The organism is Pseudomonas sp. TE12508, assembly GCF_056279485.1.
Genome location: NZ_JBWCCN010000013.1, coordinates 190,718 through 210,671 on the forward strand (window position 1 = coordinate 190,718; position 19,954 = coordinate 210,671).

The window sequence follows — 19,954 nt, forward strand, 5'->3', positions numbered from 1 at the left end:
GTTTTATTACAACAGGTGAAACGCGGGAATTGATCAGCCGTTCTGGCGGATACCGGCCACCAGCCAAGGCTGGTTTTCGCCCTGTGGACGTTCCATGTTCCAGCTTTCGCTGAACACTTCGCCCTGATCAAAGCGCGAGGACTTCGATACACCGCTGAAGGTCAGGGTGGCGATAGTCTTGTCCGCACGGTCATCAACGCCATCCAGTTGTACCTGGAGGTTATCGATGTAGGTCGACTGGAAGCCGTCGCCCAGATCGGCACGTTCGCGCTTGAGGAACTCCAGCAGTTGCGGAGTCACGAACTCGGCGATCTTGTCCATTTCGTTGGCATCCCAGTGTTGCTGCAGGGACTGGAAGTGGTTGCGGGCCGCTTCAACGAAGTTGTTTTCATTGAACCAGGCTGGCGCGTTGATCACCGGACGAGCAGCAGCAGGTGCAGCCGAACCGCCGAAGATCGAACCCATGGCTGTTGGTTTCTGTTCGAACACTTCACGCTGCATCGGCGCGCCGGCTGGAGCCATGTGCTCCTGCTGCTTGCGACGACGGGCGGCGATGAAACGGAAGACCAGGAAGGCGATGACCGCCATGATCAGGATGTCGAAGATCTGCATGCCCTGGAAGCCGTCGCCCATGAACATGGAGGCCAGCAGGCCACCGGCGGCGATACCGGCCAGAGGGCCGAGCCAGCGCGAAGCACCGCTGGCCTTGGTGGCGGCGCCAGCAGCACCGGCCGCACCCGCAGTGGCAGCAGCGCCGCCTGCAGCAGAAGAAGGAGCCATTTGGCTGGTCTGGTGAGTCGGCGCAGCGCCGGAGCTCTTGCCACCACCAAAGCGCTTGGCGGCATTGGCGTCGAGGCTCATCGTCAGGCCAATGCACAACGCCATGGCGATGCTAAGAAAACGTTTCATAAAGGGAATTCCCAATTTGTGGAAGGCACGCGCGCCATGTTGCACAGCTGAAGTGTTGCTGGCTAGCGGCAGAGTGTTTCGGGCTTTTGCTTGACAGGTTGTGTTCAGCTTCAGTCAGCGCAATAAGGCCTGTTAGTTTTGGTCTGTAGGACGAGTGGATTAGTTCTGTAGGAATGACCGCAGCGGGCTGAGCGCAGATAGATCGTTCCCACGCTCTGCGTGGTAACGCCGCCATGGACGCTCTGCGTCCACTGTGACGCGGAGCGTCACGGGATGCATTCCCACGCAGAGCGTGGGAACGATCAGGCCTGATTAGATCGCTTCCAGCTTGGCGTAACCCAGCATCAACCACTTGCTGCCTTCGCTGAAGTTCACCTGTACCCGCGCCTGAGCGCCGGCGCCTTCGAAATTCAGGATCACACCATCGCCGAACACCGAATGCCGCACGGTCTGACCGAGGCTGAACCCGGTGTCCGGGATCTCGCTGCCGCCGAACAGACTGCTGGAGCTCTGCTGCTGGCCACCGCCGAACGGACGGCTGACGCTGTTGGACAGCCGCACTTCCTGAATCAGGCCTTTCGGCACTTCACGTACGAAACGCGACACCTTGTTGTAGGTCTCGCTGCCGTACAGGCGGCGGGTTTCAGCATAGGTCAGCACCAGATTCTGCATCGCCCGGGTGATACCGACGTAGGCCAGGCGGCGTTCCTCTTCAAGACGGCCGGGTTCTTCCAGGCTCATCTTGTGCGGAAACAGGCCTTCTTCCATGCCCACCAGGAACACGTAAGGGAATTCCAGGCCCTTGGCGCTGTGCAGGGTCATCAACTGAATGCTGTCTTCGTGTTCGTCGGCCTGGGTGTCTCCGGCCTCCAGCGAGGCGTGACCGAGGAACGCTGACAGTGGCGACTGCTCTTCATCCTCTTCCGGGTTTTCGAAGTTACGTGCGGCGCTGACCAGTTCCTCAAGGTTTTCTACCCGGGCCTGGCCTTTCTCGCCTTTCTCCGCCTGGTGGTAGGCAATCAGCCCCGATTGCTCAATGACGGTCTGAGTCATCAAGTGCAGCGGCATTTCCAGGCACTTGGCGGCGAGGTTCTCGATCAGCTCCATAAATGCCCCAAGGGCACCGGCCGCGCGACCGGTCAGGCCTTTGTTCGCCACCAGCTGACGCATGGCTTCCCACATTGACACATGGCTGTGGCGTGCATGATCGCGGATCGCTTCGACGGTTTTTTCGCCAATGCCACGGGCCGGAACGTTGATTACCCGCTCCAGGGCCGCATCGTTGCCACGGCCTTCCAGCAAACGCAGGTACGCCATGGCATTCTTGATTTCTGCCCGTTCGAAGAAGCGCTGACCGCCATAAATGCGATACGGAATGCGCTCACGCAGCAAGGCTTCTTCCAAAACGCGCGATTGGGCGTTGGAGCGGTACAAAATCGCGATATCGCTACGAGCCAAGCCGGTTTTCAGCGCGCTTTCGATGGTTTCAACCACGTAGCGTGCTTCATCGTGTTCGTTGAACGCCGCGTACAGATTGATTGCTTCGCCTTCGCCGCCATCAGTCCACAACTCTTTGCCCATGCGCCCGGTATTGTTGGCGATCAGGGCGTTGGCGGCTTTGAGGATCCCGGCGGTGGAGCGGTAGTTTTGCTCCAGACGAATGATCTGGGCATCGGGGAAATCGTCGGAATACTGATAAATGTTCTCGATTTTCGCGCCGCGCCAGCCATAGATCGACTGATCGTCGTCGCCGACCACCATCAGACTGTCGCCACCCTTGGCCAGCAGACGCAACCAGGCGTACTGCACGGCGTTGGTGTCCTGGAATTCGTCCACCAGAATGTGCCGGAAGCGCTTCTGATAATGGGCGAGCAGGCCCGGGTTATCGCGCCACAGATCGAGGGCGCGCAACAGCAGTTCAGAGAAATCGATGACACCGGCGCGCAGGCACGCGGCCTCATAGGCTTCATAAATGCTGCGCATGGTCGCCAGGAACAGATCGCCGCTGGCTTGAATATGTTGTGGGCGCAGACCTTCGTCTTTCTGCCCGTTGATGAACCACTGGGCCTGTCGGACCGGCCAGCGTTGCTCGTCCAGGCCCAGCTCGCGGATCACCCGCTTGACCAGCCGTTGCTGGTCGTCGCTGTCGAGAATCTGGAAAGTCTGGCTCAGGCCGGCTTCCTGCCAGTGCGCCCGCAGCAGGCGGTGCGCCAGGCCGTGGAAGGTGCCGACCCACATGCCGGCCGGGTTGATACCCATCAGCTGCTCGATGCGATGACGCATCTCGGCAGCGGCCTTGTTGGTGAAGGTCACCGACAGAATGGAGTGGGGCGAGGCGTTTTCGACCTGGATCAACCAGGCGATACGGTGCACCAGCACTCGGGTTTTACCGGAGCCAGCACCGGCCAGGACCAACTGACGACCCACGGAGGCGGCTACGGCCTGACGTTGGGCATCGTTGAGGGAGTTCAGCAGAAGGGAGAGATCATCGCGCATCGGGGCATTCTAGGGTGCGCCGTCACACCGGGCAAACCGAGCTTTGCATTAGCCGATGAAAGAAGCACCGATGACGACCGGTCGGTCACCGGCTGCAAGCGTTGGCGGGGCTCGTCTGGCTGCTTTTGGACCAGGGCGAGCGGCTCGAACTTTCGTCTATTTTATGAGCTTGGGCTGTTTGGTACGGGCATTTGCTTGTGTATGCTCCGTCCACAATTCGGGCTCGCATGCTCACTATAAGAACAAGAACATTGCCTATGACCCTCAGCTCCGACCTGTCGGGCCCCTCTGTGGAGCCCCGGGTTATCCGCAAACAGTACGCCATGGAAATGGCGGTCGAACGCACGCGCCTGCTGTACCAAGGCTCACTGTTGCCTACGCTGTTCATGCTGATCAACGGTCTCGTGTGCGCCGGCCTGCTCTGGAGCCCGCAGCGTTACTTCGTGGTGAGCGTCTGGCTGATCTGGTTATTGTCGCTGGTGGCATTGCGGGTGATTCAAGTCGCGGCTTTCGATTCGGCGATTCCCGACCGTCAGGCCCATCCGGTCTGGCGTCGCATGTTCATGCTCGGCTCTGCGATGACTGGCCTGACCCTGGCCGGTGCCGGCATCGCGTTGGTGCCCGCTGATAATTTCATGCAGCAAGCCTGGGTGTTCGGCCTGATCGGCGCCGCGGCGCTCTCGGCCAGCGTCGCCTATGCCGTCAGCCTGCCGGCTTTTCTGTCCTTTACCTTGCCCTGTCTGTTACCGGCCATCGGCTATCTGCTCTGGGGCGGGGATGAACAGGAACAGGGCTGGGGCTGGTTCGGGCTGATTTTGCTGGGCTCGTTGAGCGTGGTCGCCTGGCAGGTCAATCGGCTGATCAACCAGGGGTTGTTGCGGCGCTTTCAAAACCAGGCCCTGATCGAGCACTTGCAGCAGGCGCAACGTCGCAGCGATCAGCTCAACCACGAACTGGCCAAGGAAATCGACCAGCGCCGCCGCGCCGAAGACGAATTACGTGAAACCCAGGTCGATCTCGAAAACCGGGTCGTCCAACGCAGTCTGGAGCTGGACGCGGCCAACCAGGCCTTGAGCAAGAGCGAAGCGCGGCTGGCGCTGGCGTTGAAGGCGAGCGAACTCGGTTTGTGGGACTGGAACCTGCAGACGGACGAAGTCCATCACACTCAGCTCCAGGAGTTGTTCGGGCTGGAGCCGGAATACGTGACGGCGATGCTCCGCCACCTCAAGCCGAGGCTGCACCCCGACGACTTGCCAGCGCTGAAGAGGGCGCTGGTCGAGCATTTGAAGGGCCGTACCGAGGATTATCAGATCGAGTACCGGGTTCGGCATGGTGATGGCCATTGGGTCTGGATCGAGGACCGTGGGCGAGCAGTTGAGCGCAGCGAAAACGGCCGGGTGATCCGAATGGTCGGCACCCGCCGCGATATCAGTGCCAGCAAGCACCTGGAAGAACAGCGTCAACTGGCGGCGACGGTGTTCGAGGCCGCCAGCGAGGGCATCGTCATTCTTGACCCTAATTACGCGCTGATTGCTGCCAATCAGGCCTTCAGTCGGGTGACTGGCTATGACATCGACGACATGCTCGGGCGCAATGTGGTCGAGTTACCCTGCAGTCGCGACGCGCGCCGGCACTACGCAGCGATTCGTCAGGCGCTGGAGCAGCACGGTAGCTGGCAGGGCGAGCTGGTCGAAACGCGCAAGAATGGCGAGTTGTATCCGCAATGGCTGCAACTGAATGCGGTGCGCGATTCACGGGGAAAAGTTAGTCATATTGTCGGCTTCTTCGCCGATTTGTCTGCTCGGCGTGAGTCCGAAGAGCGCATGCGTTACCTCGCCCATTACGACGAACTTACGGGATTGGCCAACCGATCGTTGTTTCGCGAACGGCTGCACAAGGCTCATCAGCGGGGGCGTCAGGGCGGTCGGCGCAGCCTGGCGTTGCTGCACATCAATCTGGATCGATTCAAGCTGCTCAACGACAGCCTCGGCCACGAAATCGCTGATCAGCTGTTGCAGAAAATGTCCCGGCGCCTGGTCAATGCGCTGCCGGAAGCGGACACCATCGCCCGGTTGTCCGGTGATGAATTTGCGGTGCTGTTCGATGCCTATGGCAACTTGTCGAGCCTGGCGCGCGTAGCGACCCGATTGTCGGCCAAGCTGCGTTTGCCAATCACCGTCGAGGGTCATGAATTGGTGGTGAGCGCGTCCATGGGCATCAGCCTGTTGCCGGACACCGCGCGGGAGATTTCCGTGTTGGTCAGCCAGTCGAACATGGCCATGCAGCATGCCAAACACTTGGGCGGCAACAATTTCCAGTTTTATACCGACAGCCTGCAAGCCAGCACGCTCGAGCGTTTGCAACTCGAGAACCAGCTGCGCAAAGCCATCGAAGAAAAGCAGTTGAAAGTGTTTTATCAACCGAAACTCTGCCTCGCCACCGGCCGGCTGAATGCCGCCGAGGCATTGGTACGCTGGCATCACCCGACCCTGGGCCAAGTGCCGCCGGGGGATTTCATCGGCTTGGCCGAGGAAACCGGGTTGATCGGCGCTATTGGCGAGTTCGTTTTACGCCAGGCCTGTTGGCAAGCCTGCGAGTGGCAGCGTCAGGGACTGGAGCCGATTCGGGTGTCGGTCAATCTGTCGGTGCATCAGTTGCGTCAGGGGAAACTGGTGAGCCTGGTGCGCCAGGTGCTGGAGGAAACCGGTCTGGCGCCGCACTACCTGGAACTGGAGCTCACCGAAAGCCAGTTGCTGGACAGCGTCGAGCACATCATTGCGACCTTCCAGCAGTTGCGCGACCTTGGGGTGAAACTGGCCATCGACGATTTTGGCACTGGCTATTCGTCGCTGAGCTATCTCAAGCGCATCCCTGTGGACTACGTGAAAATCGATCAGGCGTTTATCCGCGGTTTGGGGGAGGGCAGCGAGGACGCGGCGATCACCCGGGCGATCATTGCCATGGCTCACGGGTTGTCGTTGAAGGTGGTGGCTGAAGGGGTGGAGCGGCCGGAGCAGCTGGAGTTTCTGAAAGTCGAGCGCTGCGATGAAGTGCAGGGGTATTTGATCAGTCGTCCGGTCGAGGCCGCCAACCTGGCCGAGCTTTTACGTCGCGACGCCAACCCTTTGTAGCCGCTGGCTTCGCCAGCTGCTACAAGGACCGAGAGGGCTACATGGAGCGCATGGCGCATGAAATGGGGACATTGAGTTACGCATTGAGCAGGCAAAAAGCCGATTCATGTAGTATAACTACAAGCGTGCTACATCCCCGGCACCTGCCAATAACAAAGAGTCCATCCCCTTGAATCTGCTGCAACACATCGCCCAGTCCCGCCACCTGTTACGCAAGTCGGAGCTCAAAGTCGCCGACCACGTGCTGCTTGACCCTGCGGCGGTGATGCACAGCTCCATGGCCGACCTGGCCCACAGCGTGGGCATCAGCGAGCCGACCATCGTGCGGTTTTGCCGCGCCATTGGTTGCTCCGGGTTCCAGGATTTGAAATTGAAACTGGCGCAGAGCCTGGCGGCCGGCGCGAGCTTCGGGCAGTTCGCGATCCATGAAGACGATTCAGTCGCCGATTACAGCCTGAAAATCTTCGACACCACCCTGCATACGCTGATGGAGGTTCGCGAGAAACTCGATCCGGTGGAGTTGCAGAGGGCTGTGTCGCTCATGTCTCAGGCCCAGCGTGTCGAGTTCTATGGCTTCGGTGCGTCGGGCGCAGTGGCGGCGGATGCCCAGCACAAGTTCTTCCGTTTACTGCTGACTGCAGCGGCGTATTCCGACCCGCACATGCAGGCGATGTCGGCGGTCACTTTGAAGCCGAGCGACGTGGCGATTTGTATTTCCCAATCCGGGCGCTCCAAGGACCTGTTGATCACGGCCAATCTGGTGCGCGAGAGCGGCGCTTCGTTGATCACGTTGTGCCCGAGCCAGACACCGTTGGCCGAGTTGTCGACCGTCAATCTGGCGATCGATGTGCATGAAGACACCGAAATCTATACGCCGCTGACGTCGCGCATTGCGCACCTGGTAGTGATCGATGTGCTGGCGATGGGTGTGGCCATGGCCCGCGGTCCGAGCCTGGTCAATCACCTGAAGAGCGTCAAACGCAGCCTTCGCAGCTTGCGGCTGTCGCCCAAATCGGTGAAAGCGCTGGACGATTGATTCTGATCTGAGATTGCTGGAAGGTCGTACCGACCTTCATTCGCGGGCAAGCCCGCTCCCACAAGGAACGGCGGTGTTGCGCAAAAGGCGTGAACACCACCGAACCCTGTGGGAGCGGGCTTGCCCGCGAAGGCGTCATCAAATTCACCACATCAATCGATTATTTTCATCTCCCTGTAACCCTCCCGCCGCCAAACCGTCATCCCAGGCACCTATCTTGTAACTCCCGTACTCGCCTTGGGAGACTCGAAATGGCTCAGCCCTACGAAGAACGCAACAGCGCCGTCAAAACCCGTCGTCAGCAAGAAGATCAGCGCCGCATGGAATTTCGCCGCGCCATCGAAGATCGCTGCGAACGCCGCCAGCTACTGGCCGAAATTGGCGATTTTCCTGACGATCTGGAACTCAATTACTGGCAGGCGGCTCCCGCAACTTCCCGTCGAAACGCTCAACCAGCGCGCTGATCTGCGCCCGTTCGCTGCGGATAAACGCAAGGAATGCATGGGCCACCGGTGACAGCCGTTTGGCCTTGGCCTGCACCAGGCACCAACTGCGGTACAGCGGCAGCTCTTCGACTGGCAACTCGATCAATCCGCCGGTTGCCAATTCAAGGTTCAGGGCGTGGCGCGTCAACAGCGCCACGCCCAGACCCGCCAATACGCATTCACGCTGCGCTTCGGCCGAGGCCACTTCCTGGGTTTGGGTGAAGTGCACACGTTTCTCTTTGAAATACTCTTCGCAAGCCAATCGCGTGCCGGAACCGTGTTCGCGCAACAGCAGCGTGTAGGGCTCAAGATCCTGCAAGCGCAGCGGGCCCATGTGACACAGTGGATGATCCGGCGGCGCCACGGCGACAATCGGGTTGTTGAGGAACGGTAGAAACTCCAGCCCCATGTCCTGTGGGACCATCGACATGATCACCAGATCATCACGGTTATCCGACAGGCGCCGGATGACCTGGCCACGGTTGACCACCGTCAGGTGCAGGTTCACCTCCGGGTGCTGGCGCTTGAAGGCGGCAAACAGGTGCGGCACGAAATACTTGGCGCTGGATTCCACCGCCAGTTTCAGCTGACCCTGCAGTGAGCCTTGCATGTCTGACAGCTGCATATCGAGGTTTTCCAGGCGCCCGAAAATGTCCCGGCTGGCGCGCTGCAGTGCTTCGGCCGCCTCGGTCATGTAGAGTTTTTTGCCGACATAATCGAACAAGGGTTGGCCGATCAGCTCTTCGAGTTGACGAATCTGTAGGCTCACGGCAGGTTGTGTGAGAGACATTTCGTCGGCAGCGCGGCTGTAGGACCTTAAGTCGCACACCTCATTGAAGATCTGTAATTGACGCAACGTCATACGCATCAATGACTTACGCATTTTCTAGAAACCCTGAGCGGAGGCTGACGCCTCAACTATAAGTCTTTGCTTATGTGTAACCCAATTATTATTCATTTTTGTTAATCCCTTGCGAAGGCTAGTGTGGAGCTGCGACTGAATTGAAACATTTGGTCACGCGTCGACCTGGTATGACAGGTCGTGGGTACCACCGGCTCAAGGGAACCTCCAAGTGATAAAAAAGATCCTGATCGCCAACCGTGGTGAGATTGCCGTACGAATCGTGCGTGCCTGCGCCGAGATGGGCATTCGCTCCGTCGCGATCTATTCCGACGCCGACCGCCATGCCTTGCATGTGAAGCGTGCGGATGAGGCCCACAGCATCGGTGCCGAGCCACTGGCCGGCTACCTCAACCCGCGCAAGCTGGTGAATCTGGCGGTGGAAACCGGTTGCGATGCGTTGCACCCCGGCTACGGCTTCCTTTCGGAAAATGCCGAGCTGGCAGACATCTGTGCCGAACGCGGTATCAAATTCATTGGTCCATCGGCTGAAGTGATTCGCCGCATGGGCGACAAGACCGAAGCGCGCCGCAGCATGATCAAGGCTGGCGTACCGGTCACCCCGGGCACCGAAGGCAACGTGTCGGGCATCGAAGAAGCCCTGACCGAAGGCGACCGCATCGGTTACCCAGTGATGCTCAAGGCCACCTCCGGTGGTGGCGGACGCGGCATTCGTCGCTGCAACAGTCGCGAAGAACTCGAACAAGCCTTTCCGCGGGTCATTTCCGAAGCCACCAAGGCTTTCGGTTCGGCGGAAGTGTTCCTGGAAAAATGCATCGTCAATCCGAAACACATCGAAGCACAGATTCTCGGCGACAGCTTTGGCAACGTGGTGCACCTGTTCGAGCGTGATTGCTCGATCCAGCGTCGCAACCAGAAGCTGATCGAGATCGCTCCGAGTCCGCAACTGACTCCGGAACAGCGCGCCTACATCGGCGACCTGTCGGTGCGTGCGGCCAAGGCTGTGGGTTACGAGAACGCCGGCACCGTGGAGTTCCTGCTCGCCGAGGGCGAGGTGTACTTCATGGAGATGAACACCCGGGTGCAGGTGGAACACACCATCACCGAAGAAATCACCGGCATCGACATTGTGCGCGAGCAGATCCGCATCGCGTCCGGCCTGCCGCTTTCAGTGAAACAGGAAGACATCCAGCATCGCGGTTTCGCGTTGCAGTTCCGGATCAACGCCGAAGACCCTAAAAACAACTTCCTGCCGAGCTTCGGCAAGATCACCCGTTACTACGCGCCCGGCGGTCCCGGCGTGCGCACCGACACGGCGATCTATACCGGCTACACCATTCCGCCGTTCTACGATTCGATGTGCCTGAAACTGGTGGTCTGGGCGCTGACCTGGGAAGAAGCGATGGACCGTGGCTTGCGAGCTTTGGACGACATGCGTCTGCAAGGGGTCAAGACCACCGCCGCGTATTACCAGGAAATCCTGCGTAACCCGGAATTCCGTAGCGGCCAGTTCAACACCAGCTTCGTTGAAAGCCACCCTGAACTGACCAATTACTCGATCAAGCGCAAACCCGAAGAGCTGGCCCTGGCCATCGCCGCCGCCATCGCCGCCCACGCAGGCCTGTGAGGAATAGAACAATGAGCAAGCAAATCCACGTTACCGACACAATCCTGCGCGACGCCCACCAATCGCTGCTCGCCACCCGCATGCGCACCGAAGACATGCTGCCAATCTGCGACAAGCTCGACAAAGTCGGCTACTGGTCGCTGGAATGCTGGGGCGGCGCGACCTTCGACGCCTGCGTACGCTTCCTCAAAGAAGACCCATGGGAGCGTCTGCGCCAACTGCGCGCGGCATTGCCTAACACGCGTCTGCAAATGCTCCTGCGTGGCCAGAACCTGCTGGGCTACCGCCATTACAGCGACGACGTGGTCAAAGCCTTCGTTGCCAAGGCAGCAGTCAACGGCATCGACGTGTTCCGCATTTTCGATGCAATGAACGACGTGCGTAACCTGCGAGTCGCCATCGAAGCCGTGAAAGCCGCTGGCAAACACGCTCAGGGCACCATCGCCTACACCACCAGCCCGGTGCACACCATCGAGGCGTTCGTGGCCCAAGCCAAACAAATGGAAGCCATGGGTTGCGACTCCGTGGCGATCAAGGACATGGCTGGCCTGTTGACCCCGTACGCCACTGGCGAGTTGGTCAAGGCTCTGAAAAGCGAGCAATCGCTGCCCGTGTTCATTCACTCCCACGACACCGCCGGTCTGGCCGCGATGTGCCAACTCAAGGCCATCGAAAACGGCGCCGACCACATCGACACCGCAATCTCCAGCTTCGCTTGGGGCACCAGCCACCCGGGTACCGAGTCGATGGTCGCCGCCCTTAAAGGCAGCGAGTTCGATACCGGCTTGAACCTGGAACTGCTGCAAGAGATCGGCCTGTACTTCTACGCCGTGCGCAAGAAGTACCACCAGTTCGAAAGCGAATTCACCGCCGTCGACACCCGCGTTCAAGTCAACCAGGTACCGGGCGGGATGATTTCCAACCTGGCCAACCAGTTGAAAGAGCAGGGCGCGTTGAACCGCATGAGCGAAGTGCTGGCGGAAATCCCTCGCGTTCGCGAAGACCTCGGCTTCCCGCCGCTGGTGACCCCGACCTCGCAAATCGTCGGCACCCAGGCGTTCTTCAACGTGCTGGCCGGCGAGCGCTACAAGACCATCACCAACGAAGTGAAGCTGTACCTGCAAGGCGGCTACGGCAAAGCGCCGGGCACCGTGAACGAAAAACTGCGTCGTCAGGCGATCGGCAGCGAAGAAGTGATCGACGTGCGTCCGGCCGATCTGCTCAAGCCGGAAATGACCAAACTGCGTGCCGAAATCGGTGCCGTGGCCAAGTCTGAAGAAGACGTGCTGACCTACGCCATGTTCCCGGACATCGGCCGCAAATTCCTCGAAGAGCGCGCAGCCGGCACCCTCACGCCAGAAGTGCTGTTGCCGATTCCGGAAGCGGGCGGCGTGACGTCGGCCGGCGGCGAAGGCGTGCCGACCGAGTTCGTCATCGACGTTCACGGCGAAACCTACCGCGTCGACATCACCGGTGTCGGCGTCAAGTCGGAAGGCAAGCGCCACTTCTATCTGTCCATCGACGGCATGCCGGAAGAAGTGGTGTTCGAACCGCTCAACGAATTCGTCAGCGGCGGTAGCAGCAAGCGCAAGCAAGCCACTGCACCGGGCCACGTCAGCACCACCATGCCGGGCAATATCGTCGATGTCCTGGTCAAGGAAGGCGACACCGTGAAAGCCGGCCAGGCCGTGCTGATCACCGAAGCGATGAAGATGGAAACCGAAGTCCAATCGGCCATTGCCGGCAAAGTCACCGCCATCCACGTGGCCAAGGGCGACCGGGTGAACCCGGGCGAAATACTGATCGAGATCGAAGGCTGAGTTAACAGCCTCGATATACCGCTTTAAACCTCGGGGGGGCATGTGCTCCCCTTTTTTTCGCCCGGTATTTGGGAGTGCCACAATCCTTGTGTGGGAGCGGGCTTGCTCGCGAATGCGGAGTATCAGCCAATATGAATGCTGAATGTCACGCCGCATTCGCGAGCAACTAGGATCGCCGCACCGCCGCACCCACAAGGCTTACTGTGCTGAATCAGTGAGGACAAGGCGAGTGAACCCCGAGTAGGAGCTGCCGAAGGCTGCGATCTTTTCGTTAACCCCGCTTCAAATACGCCTTCCCATAATGCCGCTCCATCCGCGCCTGAATCAGCTCCAATCCAATCGACATCAGCCAATAAATAATCGCCGCTGTCGTGAGCATCTCGATATAGCGATAACTCGAGCGCCCATACGATTGCGCCAGGAACATCACTTCCCAAACCCCCATCACCGAAATCAGTGACGAATCTTTGAGCATGGAAATGAACTGGTTGGTGGTGGGCGGGATGATGGTGCGCATGGCTTGGGGCAGGGTGACGCGCCAGAAGATCACGGTTTCGCGCATGCCCAGCGCCAGCGACGCTTCGCGTTGGCCATGGGGGACGCCGAGGATGCCGGCGCGGAAGATTTCGCTCAGGTACGCGCCGTAGTTCAGCGACAGGGCAATGATGCCGGCGGCGATGGCGCCAGGCACGATGCCCAATTGCGGCAAGCCGAGATAGATCAGCAGAATTTGAATCAGCAGCGGTGTACCGCGAAAGAACGAGGCATAGAAGCTCGCGATACCGAACGCCACCGCGCTTTTCGACAACCGAGCCAAAGCCGTGATGAAGCCCAGCAGTGATGACGCCACGATCGAGCACAGGCACAAAAACAGCGTCAGCGCTGCGCCTTGCAGAAAGCCGTTGGGCGCCAGGTGCAGGCCGATCAGGTTCGGCAGTTTGTCGAGGATGATCGAGAACTTCAGGTCGAAGCTCAGGAAGAAACTCGCGAACAAGCCGAACATTGCTGCCCAGGTCAGGTACAGCCGCGTGCGGAATCCGAAGATCCGTTGCAGCAACGACTCAGCCACCGGTTGCGGTGGTTGAGGAGGTTTGGGGAAAGAAGTCATTTACTGATGTCGGCGCCGATCCATTTTTGCGACAGCTTGCTCAAGGTGCCGTCCTGTTTCAACTGGGCAAACACATCACGTACTTTGGCGTCCCACTGGGCGTCGCCTTTTTCGATGGCCACCGAGTTCGGCTCCGAGTACAGCGGCTCACCAGCGAGCTTGAAGCGCTTGTCTTCGTTCAGGCGTGGTTGTGCGGTCACCAGGTTGGTAAGAATCGCGTCCAGACGAACGCCAGCGCCCAGGCCCAAATCCTGGAACGCGACGTTGTCGGTGTCATACGGAGCGATCTGCACATTCTCGAACGGGTACTGCAATTGGATGTCTTCGGCGCCTTCGATCACCAGGTTTTTGTTCAGGTAGCTTTCATAGCTGGAGGCGCTGGTAAGGCCGACTTTTTTGCCGCTCAGGTCCTTGGCGCTGTGAATGCTGTCGTCCTTGGCGTTGACCACAATCACGGCAGGGGAGGCGTAGTACTCCACCGGGAAGTCGAAGACTTCGGCGCGGGCTTTGCTCGGGGTCATGGAGCAGATGCAGATGTCGTAACGCCCGCTCCAGCGACCGGCGGCGATCACGTCCCAGGACGGCGTTTCGAGGCGCAGCTTGACGCCCAGTTTGTTTGCCACGGCCTTGGCCACATCGACGTCGAAACCGTCGAGCTGGTTTTGATCGTTGAGGAATGAGAAGGGCGGATAGCTTTCCATCAACACGCCCACCAGTTCTTTCTTTTGCTCGATGCGATCCAGAGTAGCGCCCGCAAAGGCTTGGGTAGAGGCAGCCAAAATCGTCAGGCCCAGGGCCAGCAGTGGTTGAAATTTCACAGTTGATCCCTGAAAAAAAGAGGTTGTTATTAACCGGGTGGTGCGTATTAAATAGTTATAAGAAAGACTCTGATAGTGAGTTATTTTCATAAGCTTATGAGTGAAAAGAATATGGGCGCAGGCAGCACGGTAATTCTAGATGGCGGCATGGGTCGTGAGCTGCAACGCCGAGGGGCGCCGTTCAGGCAGCCCGAGTGGTCGGCGCTGGCTTTGAGCGAAGCACCGCAAGCGGTGGAGGCGGTGCATGCGGCTTATATCGAAAGCGGTGCCAACGTGATCACCAGCAACAGTTACGCGGTGGTGCCGTTCCATATTGGTGAAGAGCGTTTCGCGGCTGAAGGTCAGGCCCTTGCGGCGTTGGCCGGTGAGCTGGCTCGGCGTGCAGTCGATGCGGCGGGCAAACCGGTGCGCGTGGCCGGCTCATTGCCGCCGTTGTTCGGCTCCTATCGCCCGGACCTGTTCGATGCCGCGCGGGTGACTGAACTGCTGACCCCTCTGGTCAATGGCCTGGCGCCGCATGTCGACTTGTGGCTGGCTGAAACCCAGAGCTCGATCGTCGAGGCACGAGCGATCCATGCCGGTCTGCCGAAGGATGGCAAGCCGTTCTGGCTGTCGTTTACCTTGAAGGATGAAGACACCGACGAAGTGCCGCGTTTGCGCTCCGGTGAGCCCGTGGCTGAGGCCGCTGCGGTGGCGGCGGAGTTGGGCGTCGAGACTTTGCTGTTCAATTGCAGCCAGCCAGAAGTGATCGGCGCTGCGATTGATGCGGCACGGGAAACCTTCGAACGCTTGGGGGTGAAGATTCACATTGGCGCGTACGCCAATGCCTTCCCGCCGCAGCCGAAAGAGGCCACGGCCAACGACGGTCTGGACCCGTTGCGCGACGATCTCGACCCGCCGGGTTATTTGCAGTGGGCAGCTGATTGGCAGAAGCGTGGGGCCAGCCATTTGGGCGGTTGCTGCGGGATCGGGCCGGAGCACATTGCGGTGCTCGCCCAGAAACTGGTTTGAAAGATCGTTCCCACGCTCCGCGTGGGAATGCATCCCGCGACGCTCTGCGTCGCCTTCCGGATCGAACGCAGAGCGTCCGTGGTGGCATTCCCACGCAGGAGCGTGGGAATGATCATCAGGTGCGGCACTCCACCAACGTTTTCACCTGCCCCGACCCCGTCTGGTTTTCATCAGACAGCCACCGCTCGAACCCCGCGCCAATCGCCGGCCATTCCGAATCCAGAATCGAATACCACGCCGTGTCACGGTTCTGACCCTTGACCACCATGTGCTGACGGAACACCCCTTCAAAACTGAACCCCAACCGCTCCGCTGCATATTTGGAACGGGCATTGCCGTTGTTGCATTTCCATTCCAGACGCCGATAACCCAAGGCAAAGGATTCCCTGGCCAGCAGGTAAACCGCCTCGGTACTTTTCGGGGAACGCTGCATCGCTGCGCCGAAGGTCACATGGCCGATCTCGATGCGGCCCTGAGCAGGGACAATCGACATCAGGCTGAGGATACCTTGTACGTCGCCGCTGGCGCGGTCGATCACGGTGAAGAAATACGGGTCGCTGTTGGCCGCATGATTGTTCAGCCAATCGTTGAAAGCGCTGCGCTCCGGGAAAGGACCGTAAGGCAAATAATCCCAGAGCTTCGGATCCGCGCCCGGGCCTTCCAGGGCTTCCCACAAACCGTCTGCGTGACGGGCCGGGTCAAGTTTTTCCAGGCGGATGAAACGCCCTTCGATCAGTTGAACCGAGGGTGGCGGAACACCTTGCCAGTCCGCGAGTGAAGTCGACATGCTGCTCTCCTTGAACCTTATAGGGCGTGGCGAAACTGGATGAAACCGGGGCGTTCGGCGATGCGCTCATAGAGCTGGATCGCGGTGGCGTTGGTTTCGTGGGTCAGCCAATGAACTTTGCAGCACCCATCGGCCTTGGCCGTGGTGTAGACGAATTCGATCAGTTGCCGACCGACGCCGGTGCCGCGGGTTTCTGGCGTCACCAGCAAGTCTTGCAGATAGCAGGAGTTTTCGATGCTCCAGTTCGAGCGGTGATAGATGAAATGCACCATGCCCACCGCTTTGCCATTGGCCCAGGCCAGCGCCCCGTGAGTCGGTTCGCTCGGGTCGAGCAGGCGCTGCCAGGTGCTCTGGGTGACTGCGTCGGGCAATTCGGTGTTGTAGAAGCGCAAGTAGGCTTGCCACAGCGGCAGCCAGGCGGCGTGATCGTCGGCGGTAACCTGGCGGATGTCGATCTGACTCATGTTCGTTCCTTATCGCATCAAGTGGGCGAGGGCCTGGTCGTGAACATCAGGGCTGGCGGCCAGCCCCTCGCGCACACCGGCGATGTCTGCGGCACTACGGTTCTGGCTGAGTTTGCGTTTGCCCTCCAGCCGCTGGATCGGCAAGGCAAAACCGACGATGGCCTTGAGCATGCCGTCGATATAGTCGGCGGGGGCATCGGCAACCTTCCACGGCTGGGTGCGACCGGCTTCATGGCGCTCGGTCAATGCGCTGACCAGATCGCGCAGGCGATCGGTATCGGTGAACACTTCGCCAGTGCCATAAGCGTGTACGGCCACGTAGTTCCAGGTTGGCACCACTTTGCCGTGTTCGGCTTTGGCCGGATAAAACCCTGGGCTCACATAAGCGTCGGCGGCGGCAAATATCACCAGCGCTTCAGCGCCGTTCTGCAGTTCCTTCCATTGCGCATTGGCTTTGGCGAAGTGGCCGTAGAGGGTTCCATTCGGGCCGTGGTCAGCATTCAGCAGCAGAGGCAAATGACTGGCTTGCAGGCCTTGCACACCGTGGGTGACCAAAACGCCAAGACGGGCGCCGAGGATGTGCTGATGCAGCTCATTCAAATCATTGATGGCGAAATTGCTGGGCGTATACATGGAAATATTCCTTGGCGAATGCCTGCATCCTAGGCAGGCTATTGGTCTGTTGTAAGAGCCATTAATGGCCAATTTCATAGGTCCATTACCATGTCGAACACGCCGCTTCCCTCGTCGTTCAATCCGGCGGGTATCGAACTCGACCGCCGCCAGGGCCTGAGTCGTCAGCTCTATCAAGCGCTGCGGGTGCGAGTGCTCGACGGACGACTGGCCAGCGGCACACGACTGCCAGCCAGTCGCGATCTGGCGGCGGCGTTATCGATTTCCCGTAACAGCGTGGTCCGTGCCTACGATCAGCTTTACGCTGAAGGCTTCATCGAGGGGCGTGTTGGCGACGGGACATATGTCGCGCAATTGCCTCAAGCCGCGGTGTCGGTGGAAAAATTATCCACAAAAGTATCCACAGGGTTTTCAACAGGGTTACCCACAGCCTTATCCACAAATTGGCTGGACTTACCTGTGGTTTCATCCAGTAAAGTTATCCACAGCGGTGCTTTGGGCCGGGTTGAAAAGAACCACTTGACCTTGCCTCCCAGTGGTCCGCCTCGGGCATTTCGTGTCGGCGTTCCAGCCTTCGATCTATTTCCTTTCGAGGTCTGGACCAAGCTGAACGCGGCTTTCTGGCGTAAGCCGGATTTAGAGCAACTGTGTTATGGCGATCCGGCGGGTGATGAACGCTTGCGCGGATTGATTGCGGCCTACTTGCGAAGCTCCAGGGGCATGCAGTGCTCGGCTGAGCAAATAGTGATCACCAGTGGCGCACAACAGGGGATTAGCCTTTGTGCACAGTTGCTGGTGGAGCCTGGCGATGGGGTGGGGATTGAAAATCCGGGGTATCGAGCGGCGGGTCATGCGTTCGCTGTAGCCGGCGCGCGATTGCACGGGATAGCGGTGGACAGTGAGGGTATTGATTGCACCGAATTGGCGGCGCTCAGCGATTGTCGATTGGCTTACGTCACGCCGTCGCATCAGTACCCGACCGGGGTGGTCATGAGTCTGGCGCGACGTCTTGAATTGTTGGCTTGGGCCGAACGCACCCAAGGGTGGATCGTCGAGGATGACTACGATGGCGAATACCGTTACAGCGGCGCACCACTGGCGCCGTTGGCTGCACTGGATCGACAGGGGCGGGTGCTGTATGTCGGAACCTTCGGCAAGGTCGCATTCCCGGCATTAAGACTGGGTTATCTGGTGTTGCCGCCCGGACTGGTTGAGGCGTTCTCCCAGCGTCGTGCGGTGGACGTACGGCACTCGGAGGTCAGCACCCAGGCGGTAATGGCCGAGTTCATGGCCGCCGGGCATTTCCAGCGGCATATCCGACGTATGCGCCGCGCTGCGTTGAGTCGGCGTAACGTGTTGCTCAATGGCTGGCCTGTGGATATCCCGGGCGTCGGTAAGCTGCCCAGTGTGGCGGCCGGTTTGCATCTGACGGTACGTGTCGACAGCGTGACTCGTGAGCGCGAATTGATTGAACAAGCCACCAGCGTCGGGGTGGAGATCAATGGTTTGAGCAGTTATTGGCTGCCAGACACGACGCATCCCGAGGACCAGCGAGCGGGGCTGGTCCTGGGGTTCGCCGCAGTGCCGGAGACGGCTATCGAATCGGCACTGGCGAGGCTCAAAGAGATCTGGCGCCCGGTATGAGTCGCGCCGTCCGGATCAGGTGCCGGACTTGATCTTGGTCCAGGCCCGGGTCCGCGCCCGCTCGGCGTCACGGGGCAACGGTTGCAGGGTGTACAGCGTGCTCATCGCCGCTTCGGTCGGGTACAGGTTCGGGTTGTTGCGGATCGCCGGGTCGACCATTTCGGTGGCGTCCTTGTTCGGGTTCGGGTAGCCGACGAAGTCGCTGACCGGCGCAATCACCTGCGGCTGCAACAAGTAGTTGATGAAGGTGTAGGCGTCTTCCGGGTTCTTCGCGCCTTTCGGGATAGAGAGCATGTCGAACCAGATCGGCGCGCCTTCTTTGGGCAGGCGCATGTCGACGATCACACCGTTCTTGGCTTCCTTGGCACGGTTGGCGGCCTGGGAGAAGCTGCCGGAGTAACCGACCGCGACGCAGATGTCACCGTTGGCAATGTCGGCCATGTACTTGGATGAATGGAAGTAGGTGATGTACGGACGGATCTTCATCAGCAGCGCTTCAGCCTTGGCGTAGTCCGCAGGCTTTTTGCTGTTGGGGTCCAGGCCGAGGTGTTGCAGGGCCAGCGGCAGGATCTCTGACGGCGAGTCGAGCAGGGCTACGCCGCACTGTTTGAGTTTGCTGATGTTCTCTTCCTTGAAGATCAGGTCCCAGCTGTCCACCGGTGCGTTGTCGCCCAAAGCTGCCTTGATCTTGTCCGGGTTGAAGCCGATCAGGATGGTCCCGTACATGTACGGCACGGCGAATTTGTTGCCCGGGTCATTGGCTTCGATCAGCTTCATCAGCTTGGGATCGAGATGATTCCAGTTCGGCAGTTTGCTGCGGTCCAGCGGCTGGAACACCCCGGCTTCGATTTGCTTGGCGAGGAACACGTTGGACGGCACCACCACGTCGTAACCGGAGTTGCCGGTCAGCAACTTGGCCTCCAGCGCTTCGTTGGTGTCGAAGATGTCGTAGACCAGTTTGGTCTGGGTGTTCTGGGCCTTGAAATCTTCCAGCGCTTTGGGGGTGATGTAGTCGAACCAGTTGTACACCCGCAACGTGCGTTCTTCGGCGTGAACGGCACCACTGAATACGGTGGCGTATAGCACTGGAGCGATAAAACGCTTGAGTCGGTTCATTTGTTCT

Annotated in this window: 16 protein-coding genes; 7 read left to right on the forward strand and 9 right to left on the reverse strand. The window is 59.6% G+C overall.

Annotated elements, in window-relative coordinates:
* Positions 1-33 precede the first annotated feature (33 nt).
* Both ACZ9IM_RS19180 and uvrD read right to left on the reverse strand, forming a co-directional pair.
* Positions 34-909, reverse strand: a complete 876-nt coding sequence (locus ACZ9IM_RS19180) for a Tim44 domain-containing protein (RefSeq protein ID WP_427626272.1) — start codon at positions 907-909, stop codon at positions 34-36.
* Positions 910-1,221: 312 nt separating this feature from the next.
* Positions 1,222-3,405 (reverse strand): DNA helicase II, encoded by a 2,184-nt coding sequence (uvrD, locus tag ACZ9IM_RS19185; RefSeq protein WP_427626271.1) that lies wholly within the window; start codon positions 3,403-3,405, stop codon positions 1,222-1,224.
* 257 nt (positions 3,406-3,662) lie between these two features.
* Between uvrD and ACZ9IM_RS19190 the strand changes: the two genes are divergently transcribed.
* The 3 genes from ACZ9IM_RS19190 to ACZ9IM_RS19200 all read left to right on the forward strand — a co-directional run bounded on the left by ACZ9IM_RS19190 (position 3,663) and on the right by ACZ9IM_RS19200 (position 8,036).
* Positions 3,663-6,536 (forward strand): EAL domain-containing protein, encoded by a 2,874-nt coding sequence (locus tag ACZ9IM_RS19190; protein ID WP_476224704.1) that lies wholly within the window; start codon positions 3,663-3,665, stop codon positions 6,534-6,536.
* Between the two features lie 169 nt (positions 6,537-6,705).
* Complete coding sequence (hexR, locus tag ACZ9IM_RS19195) at positions 6,706-7,572, forward strand: transcriptional regulator HexR (protein ID WP_007896526.1); 867 nt, start codon at positions 6,706-6,708, stop codon at positions 7,570-7,572.
* A 251-nt stretch (positions 7,573-7,823) separates the two neighbouring features.
* Entirely contained in the window at positions 7,824-8,036 is a 213-nt protein-coding gene (locus ACZ9IM_RS19200; protein ID WP_454188278.1) for a PA3496 family putative envelope integrity protein, read from the forward strand.
* Here the strand turns inward: ACZ9IM_RS19200 and ACZ9IM_RS19205 are convergent.
* Positions 7,978-8,940: a LysR family transcriptional regulator gene (locus tag ACZ9IM_RS19205; protein ID WP_008073561.1), complete on the reverse strand. Its 963-nt coding sequence runs from the start codon at positions 8,938-8,940 to the stop codon at positions 7,978-7,980. The genes ACZ9IM_RS19200 and ACZ9IM_RS19205 overlap by 59 nt on opposite strands.
* Before the next feature lie 190 nt (positions 8,941-9,130).
* Between ACZ9IM_RS19205 and ACZ9IM_RS19210 the strand changes: the two genes are divergently transcribed.
* Positions 9,131-10,546 carry an acetyl-CoA carboxylase biotin carboxylase subunit gene (locus tag ACZ9IM_RS19210; protein WP_007896523.1) on the forward strand — a complete coding sequence of 472 codons (1,416 nt, stop codon included), beginning with the start codon at positions 9,131-9,133 and terminating at the stop codon, positions 10,544-10,546.
* 11 nt (positions 10,547-10,557) lie between these two features.
* Entirely contained in the window at positions 10,558-12,366 is a 1,809-nt protein-coding gene (oadA, locus tag ACZ9IM_RS19215; protein WP_427627403.1) for a sodium-extruding oxaloacetate decarboxylase subunit alpha, read from the forward strand.
* A gap of 271 nt (positions 12,367-12,637) precedes the next feature.
* Here oadA and ACZ9IM_RS19220 read toward each other — a convergent pair whose 3' ends face one another.
* Together ACZ9IM_RS19220 and ACZ9IM_RS19225 are read right to left on the reverse strand one after the other, a co-directional pair.
* Positions 12,638-13,474, reverse strand: a complete 837-nt coding sequence (locus ACZ9IM_RS19220) for an amino acid ABC transporter permease (protein WP_123495700.1) — start codon at positions 13,472-13,474, stop codon at positions 12,638-12,640.
* Entirely contained in the window at positions 13,471-14,292 is an 822-nt protein-coding gene (locus ACZ9IM_RS19225; protein ID WP_476224705.1) for an ABC transporter substrate-binding protein, read from the reverse strand. Before ACZ9IM_RS19225 ends, ACZ9IM_RS19220 begins: the two co-directional genes overlap by 4 nt.
* A gap of 111 nt (positions 14,293-14,403) precedes the next feature.
* Here ACZ9IM_RS19225 and ACZ9IM_RS19230 point away from each other — a divergent pair, with 111 nt between their 5' ends.
* Positions 14,404-15,303, forward strand: a complete 900-nt coding sequence (locus ACZ9IM_RS19230; protein WP_476224706.1) for a homocysteine S-methyltransferase family protein — start codon at positions 14,404-14,406, stop codon at positions 15,301-15,303.
* Between the two features lie 115 nt (positions 15,304-15,418).
* Here the strand turns inward: ACZ9IM_RS19230 and ACZ9IM_RS19235 are convergent, their stop codons facing one another.
* Genes ACZ9IM_RS19235 through ACZ9IM_RS19245 form a run of 3 tightly spaced genes read right to left on the reverse strand, consistent with a single transcriptional unit; the run spans position 15,419 to position 17,187 of the window.
* Positions 15,419-16,090, reverse strand: a complete 672-nt coding sequence (locus tag ACZ9IM_RS19235) for a GNAT family N-acetyltransferase (RefSeq protein WP_476224707.1) — start codon at positions 16,088-16,090, stop codon at positions 15,419-15,421.
* A 17-nt stretch (positions 16,091-16,107) separates the two neighbouring features.
* Positions 16,108-16,554 carry a GNAT family N-acetyltransferase gene (locus ACZ9IM_RS19240; RefSeq protein ID WP_427627409.1) on the reverse strand — a complete coding sequence of 149 codons (447 nt, stop codon included), beginning with the start codon at positions 16,552-16,554 and terminating at the stop codon, positions 16,108-16,110.
* 9 nt (positions 16,555-16,563) lie between these two features.
* The gene (locus ACZ9IM_RS19245) at positions 16,564-17,187 is read right to left on the reverse strand and encodes an FMN-binding negative transcriptional regulator (RefSeq protein WP_476224708.1); all 624 of its coding nucleotides are present in this window, start codon (positions 17,185-17,187) and stop codon (positions 16,564-16,566) included.
* A 90-nt stretch (positions 17,188-17,277) separates the two neighbouring features.
* Here ACZ9IM_RS19245 and pdxR point away from each other — a divergent pair, with 90 nt between their 5' ends.
* On the forward strand, positions 17,278-18,831 hold the full coding sequence (gene pdxR, locus ACZ9IM_RS19250) for a MocR-like pyridoxine biosynthesis transcription factor PdxR (protein ID WP_476224709.1): 1,554 nt from the start codon (positions 17,278-17,280) through the stop codon (positions 18,829-18,831).
* A gap of 15 nt (positions 18,832-18,846) precedes the next feature.
* Here pdxR and ACZ9IM_RS19255 read toward each other — a convergent pair whose 3' ends face one another.
* Entirely contained in the window at positions 18,847-19,947 is a 1,101-nt protein-coding gene (locus ACZ9IM_RS19255) for a polyamine ABC transporter substrate-binding protein (protein ID WP_427627414.1), read from the reverse strand.
* Positions 19,948-19,954 lie beyond the last annotated feature (7 nt).

Excerpts from the sequence above, each read along its gene's own strand:
- ACZ9IM_RS19245 (WP_476224708.1), bottom strand. The coding sequence starts at position 17,187 with ATGTATACGCCCAGCAATTTCGCCATCAATGATTTGAATGAGCTGCAT.
- ACZ9IM_RS19190 (WP_476224704.1), top strand. The coding sequence starts at position 3,663 with ATGACCCTCAGCTCCGACCTGTCGGGCCCCTCTGTGGAGCCCCGGGTT.
- ACZ9IM_RS19220 (WP_123495700.1), bottom strand. The coding sequence starts at position 13,474 with ATGACTTCTTTCCCCAAACCTCCTCAACCACCGCAACCGGTGGCTGAG.
- ACZ9IM_RS19240 (WP_427627409.1), bottom strand. The coding sequence starts at position 16,554 with ATGAGTCAGATCGACATCCGCCAGGTTACCGCCGACGATCACGCCGCC.
- ACZ9IM_RS19235 (WP_476224707.1), bottom strand. The coding sequence starts at position 16,090 with ATGTCGACTTCACTCGCGGACTGGCAAGGTGTTCCGCCACCCTCGGTT.
- ACZ9IM_RS19180 (WP_427626272.1), bottom strand. The coding sequence starts at position 909 with ATGAAACGTTTTCTTAGCATCGCCATGGCGTTGTGCATTGGCCTGACG.
- pdxR (WP_476224709.1), top strand. The coding sequence starts at position 17,278 with ATGTCGAACACGCCGCTTCCCTCGTCGTTCAATCCGGCGGGTATCGAA.
- ACZ9IM_RS19230 (WP_476224706.1), top strand. The coding sequence starts at position 14,404 with ATGGGCGCAGGCAGCACGGTAATTCTAGATGGCGGCATGGGTCGTGAG.
- ACZ9IM_RS19200 (WP_454188278.1), top strand. The coding sequence starts at position 7,824 with ATGGCTCAGCCCTACGAAGAACGCAACAGCGCCGTCAAAACCCGTCGT.
- ACZ9IM_RS19255 (WP_427627414.1), bottom strand. The coding sequence starts at position 19,947 with ATGAACCGACTCAAGCGTTTTATCGCTCCAGTGCTATACGCCACCGTA.
- uvrD (WP_427626271.1), bottom strand. The coding sequence starts at position 3,405 with ATGCGCGATGATCTCTCCCTTCTGCTGAACTCCCTCAACGATGCCCAA.
- ACZ9IM_RS19205 (WP_008073561.1), bottom strand. The coding sequence starts at position 8,940 with ATGCGTAAGTCATTGATGCGTATGACGTTGCGTCAATTACAGATCTTC.
- oadA (WP_427627403.1), top strand. The coding sequence starts at position 10,558 with ATGAGCAAGCAAATCCACGTTACCGACACAATCCTGCGCGACGCCCAC.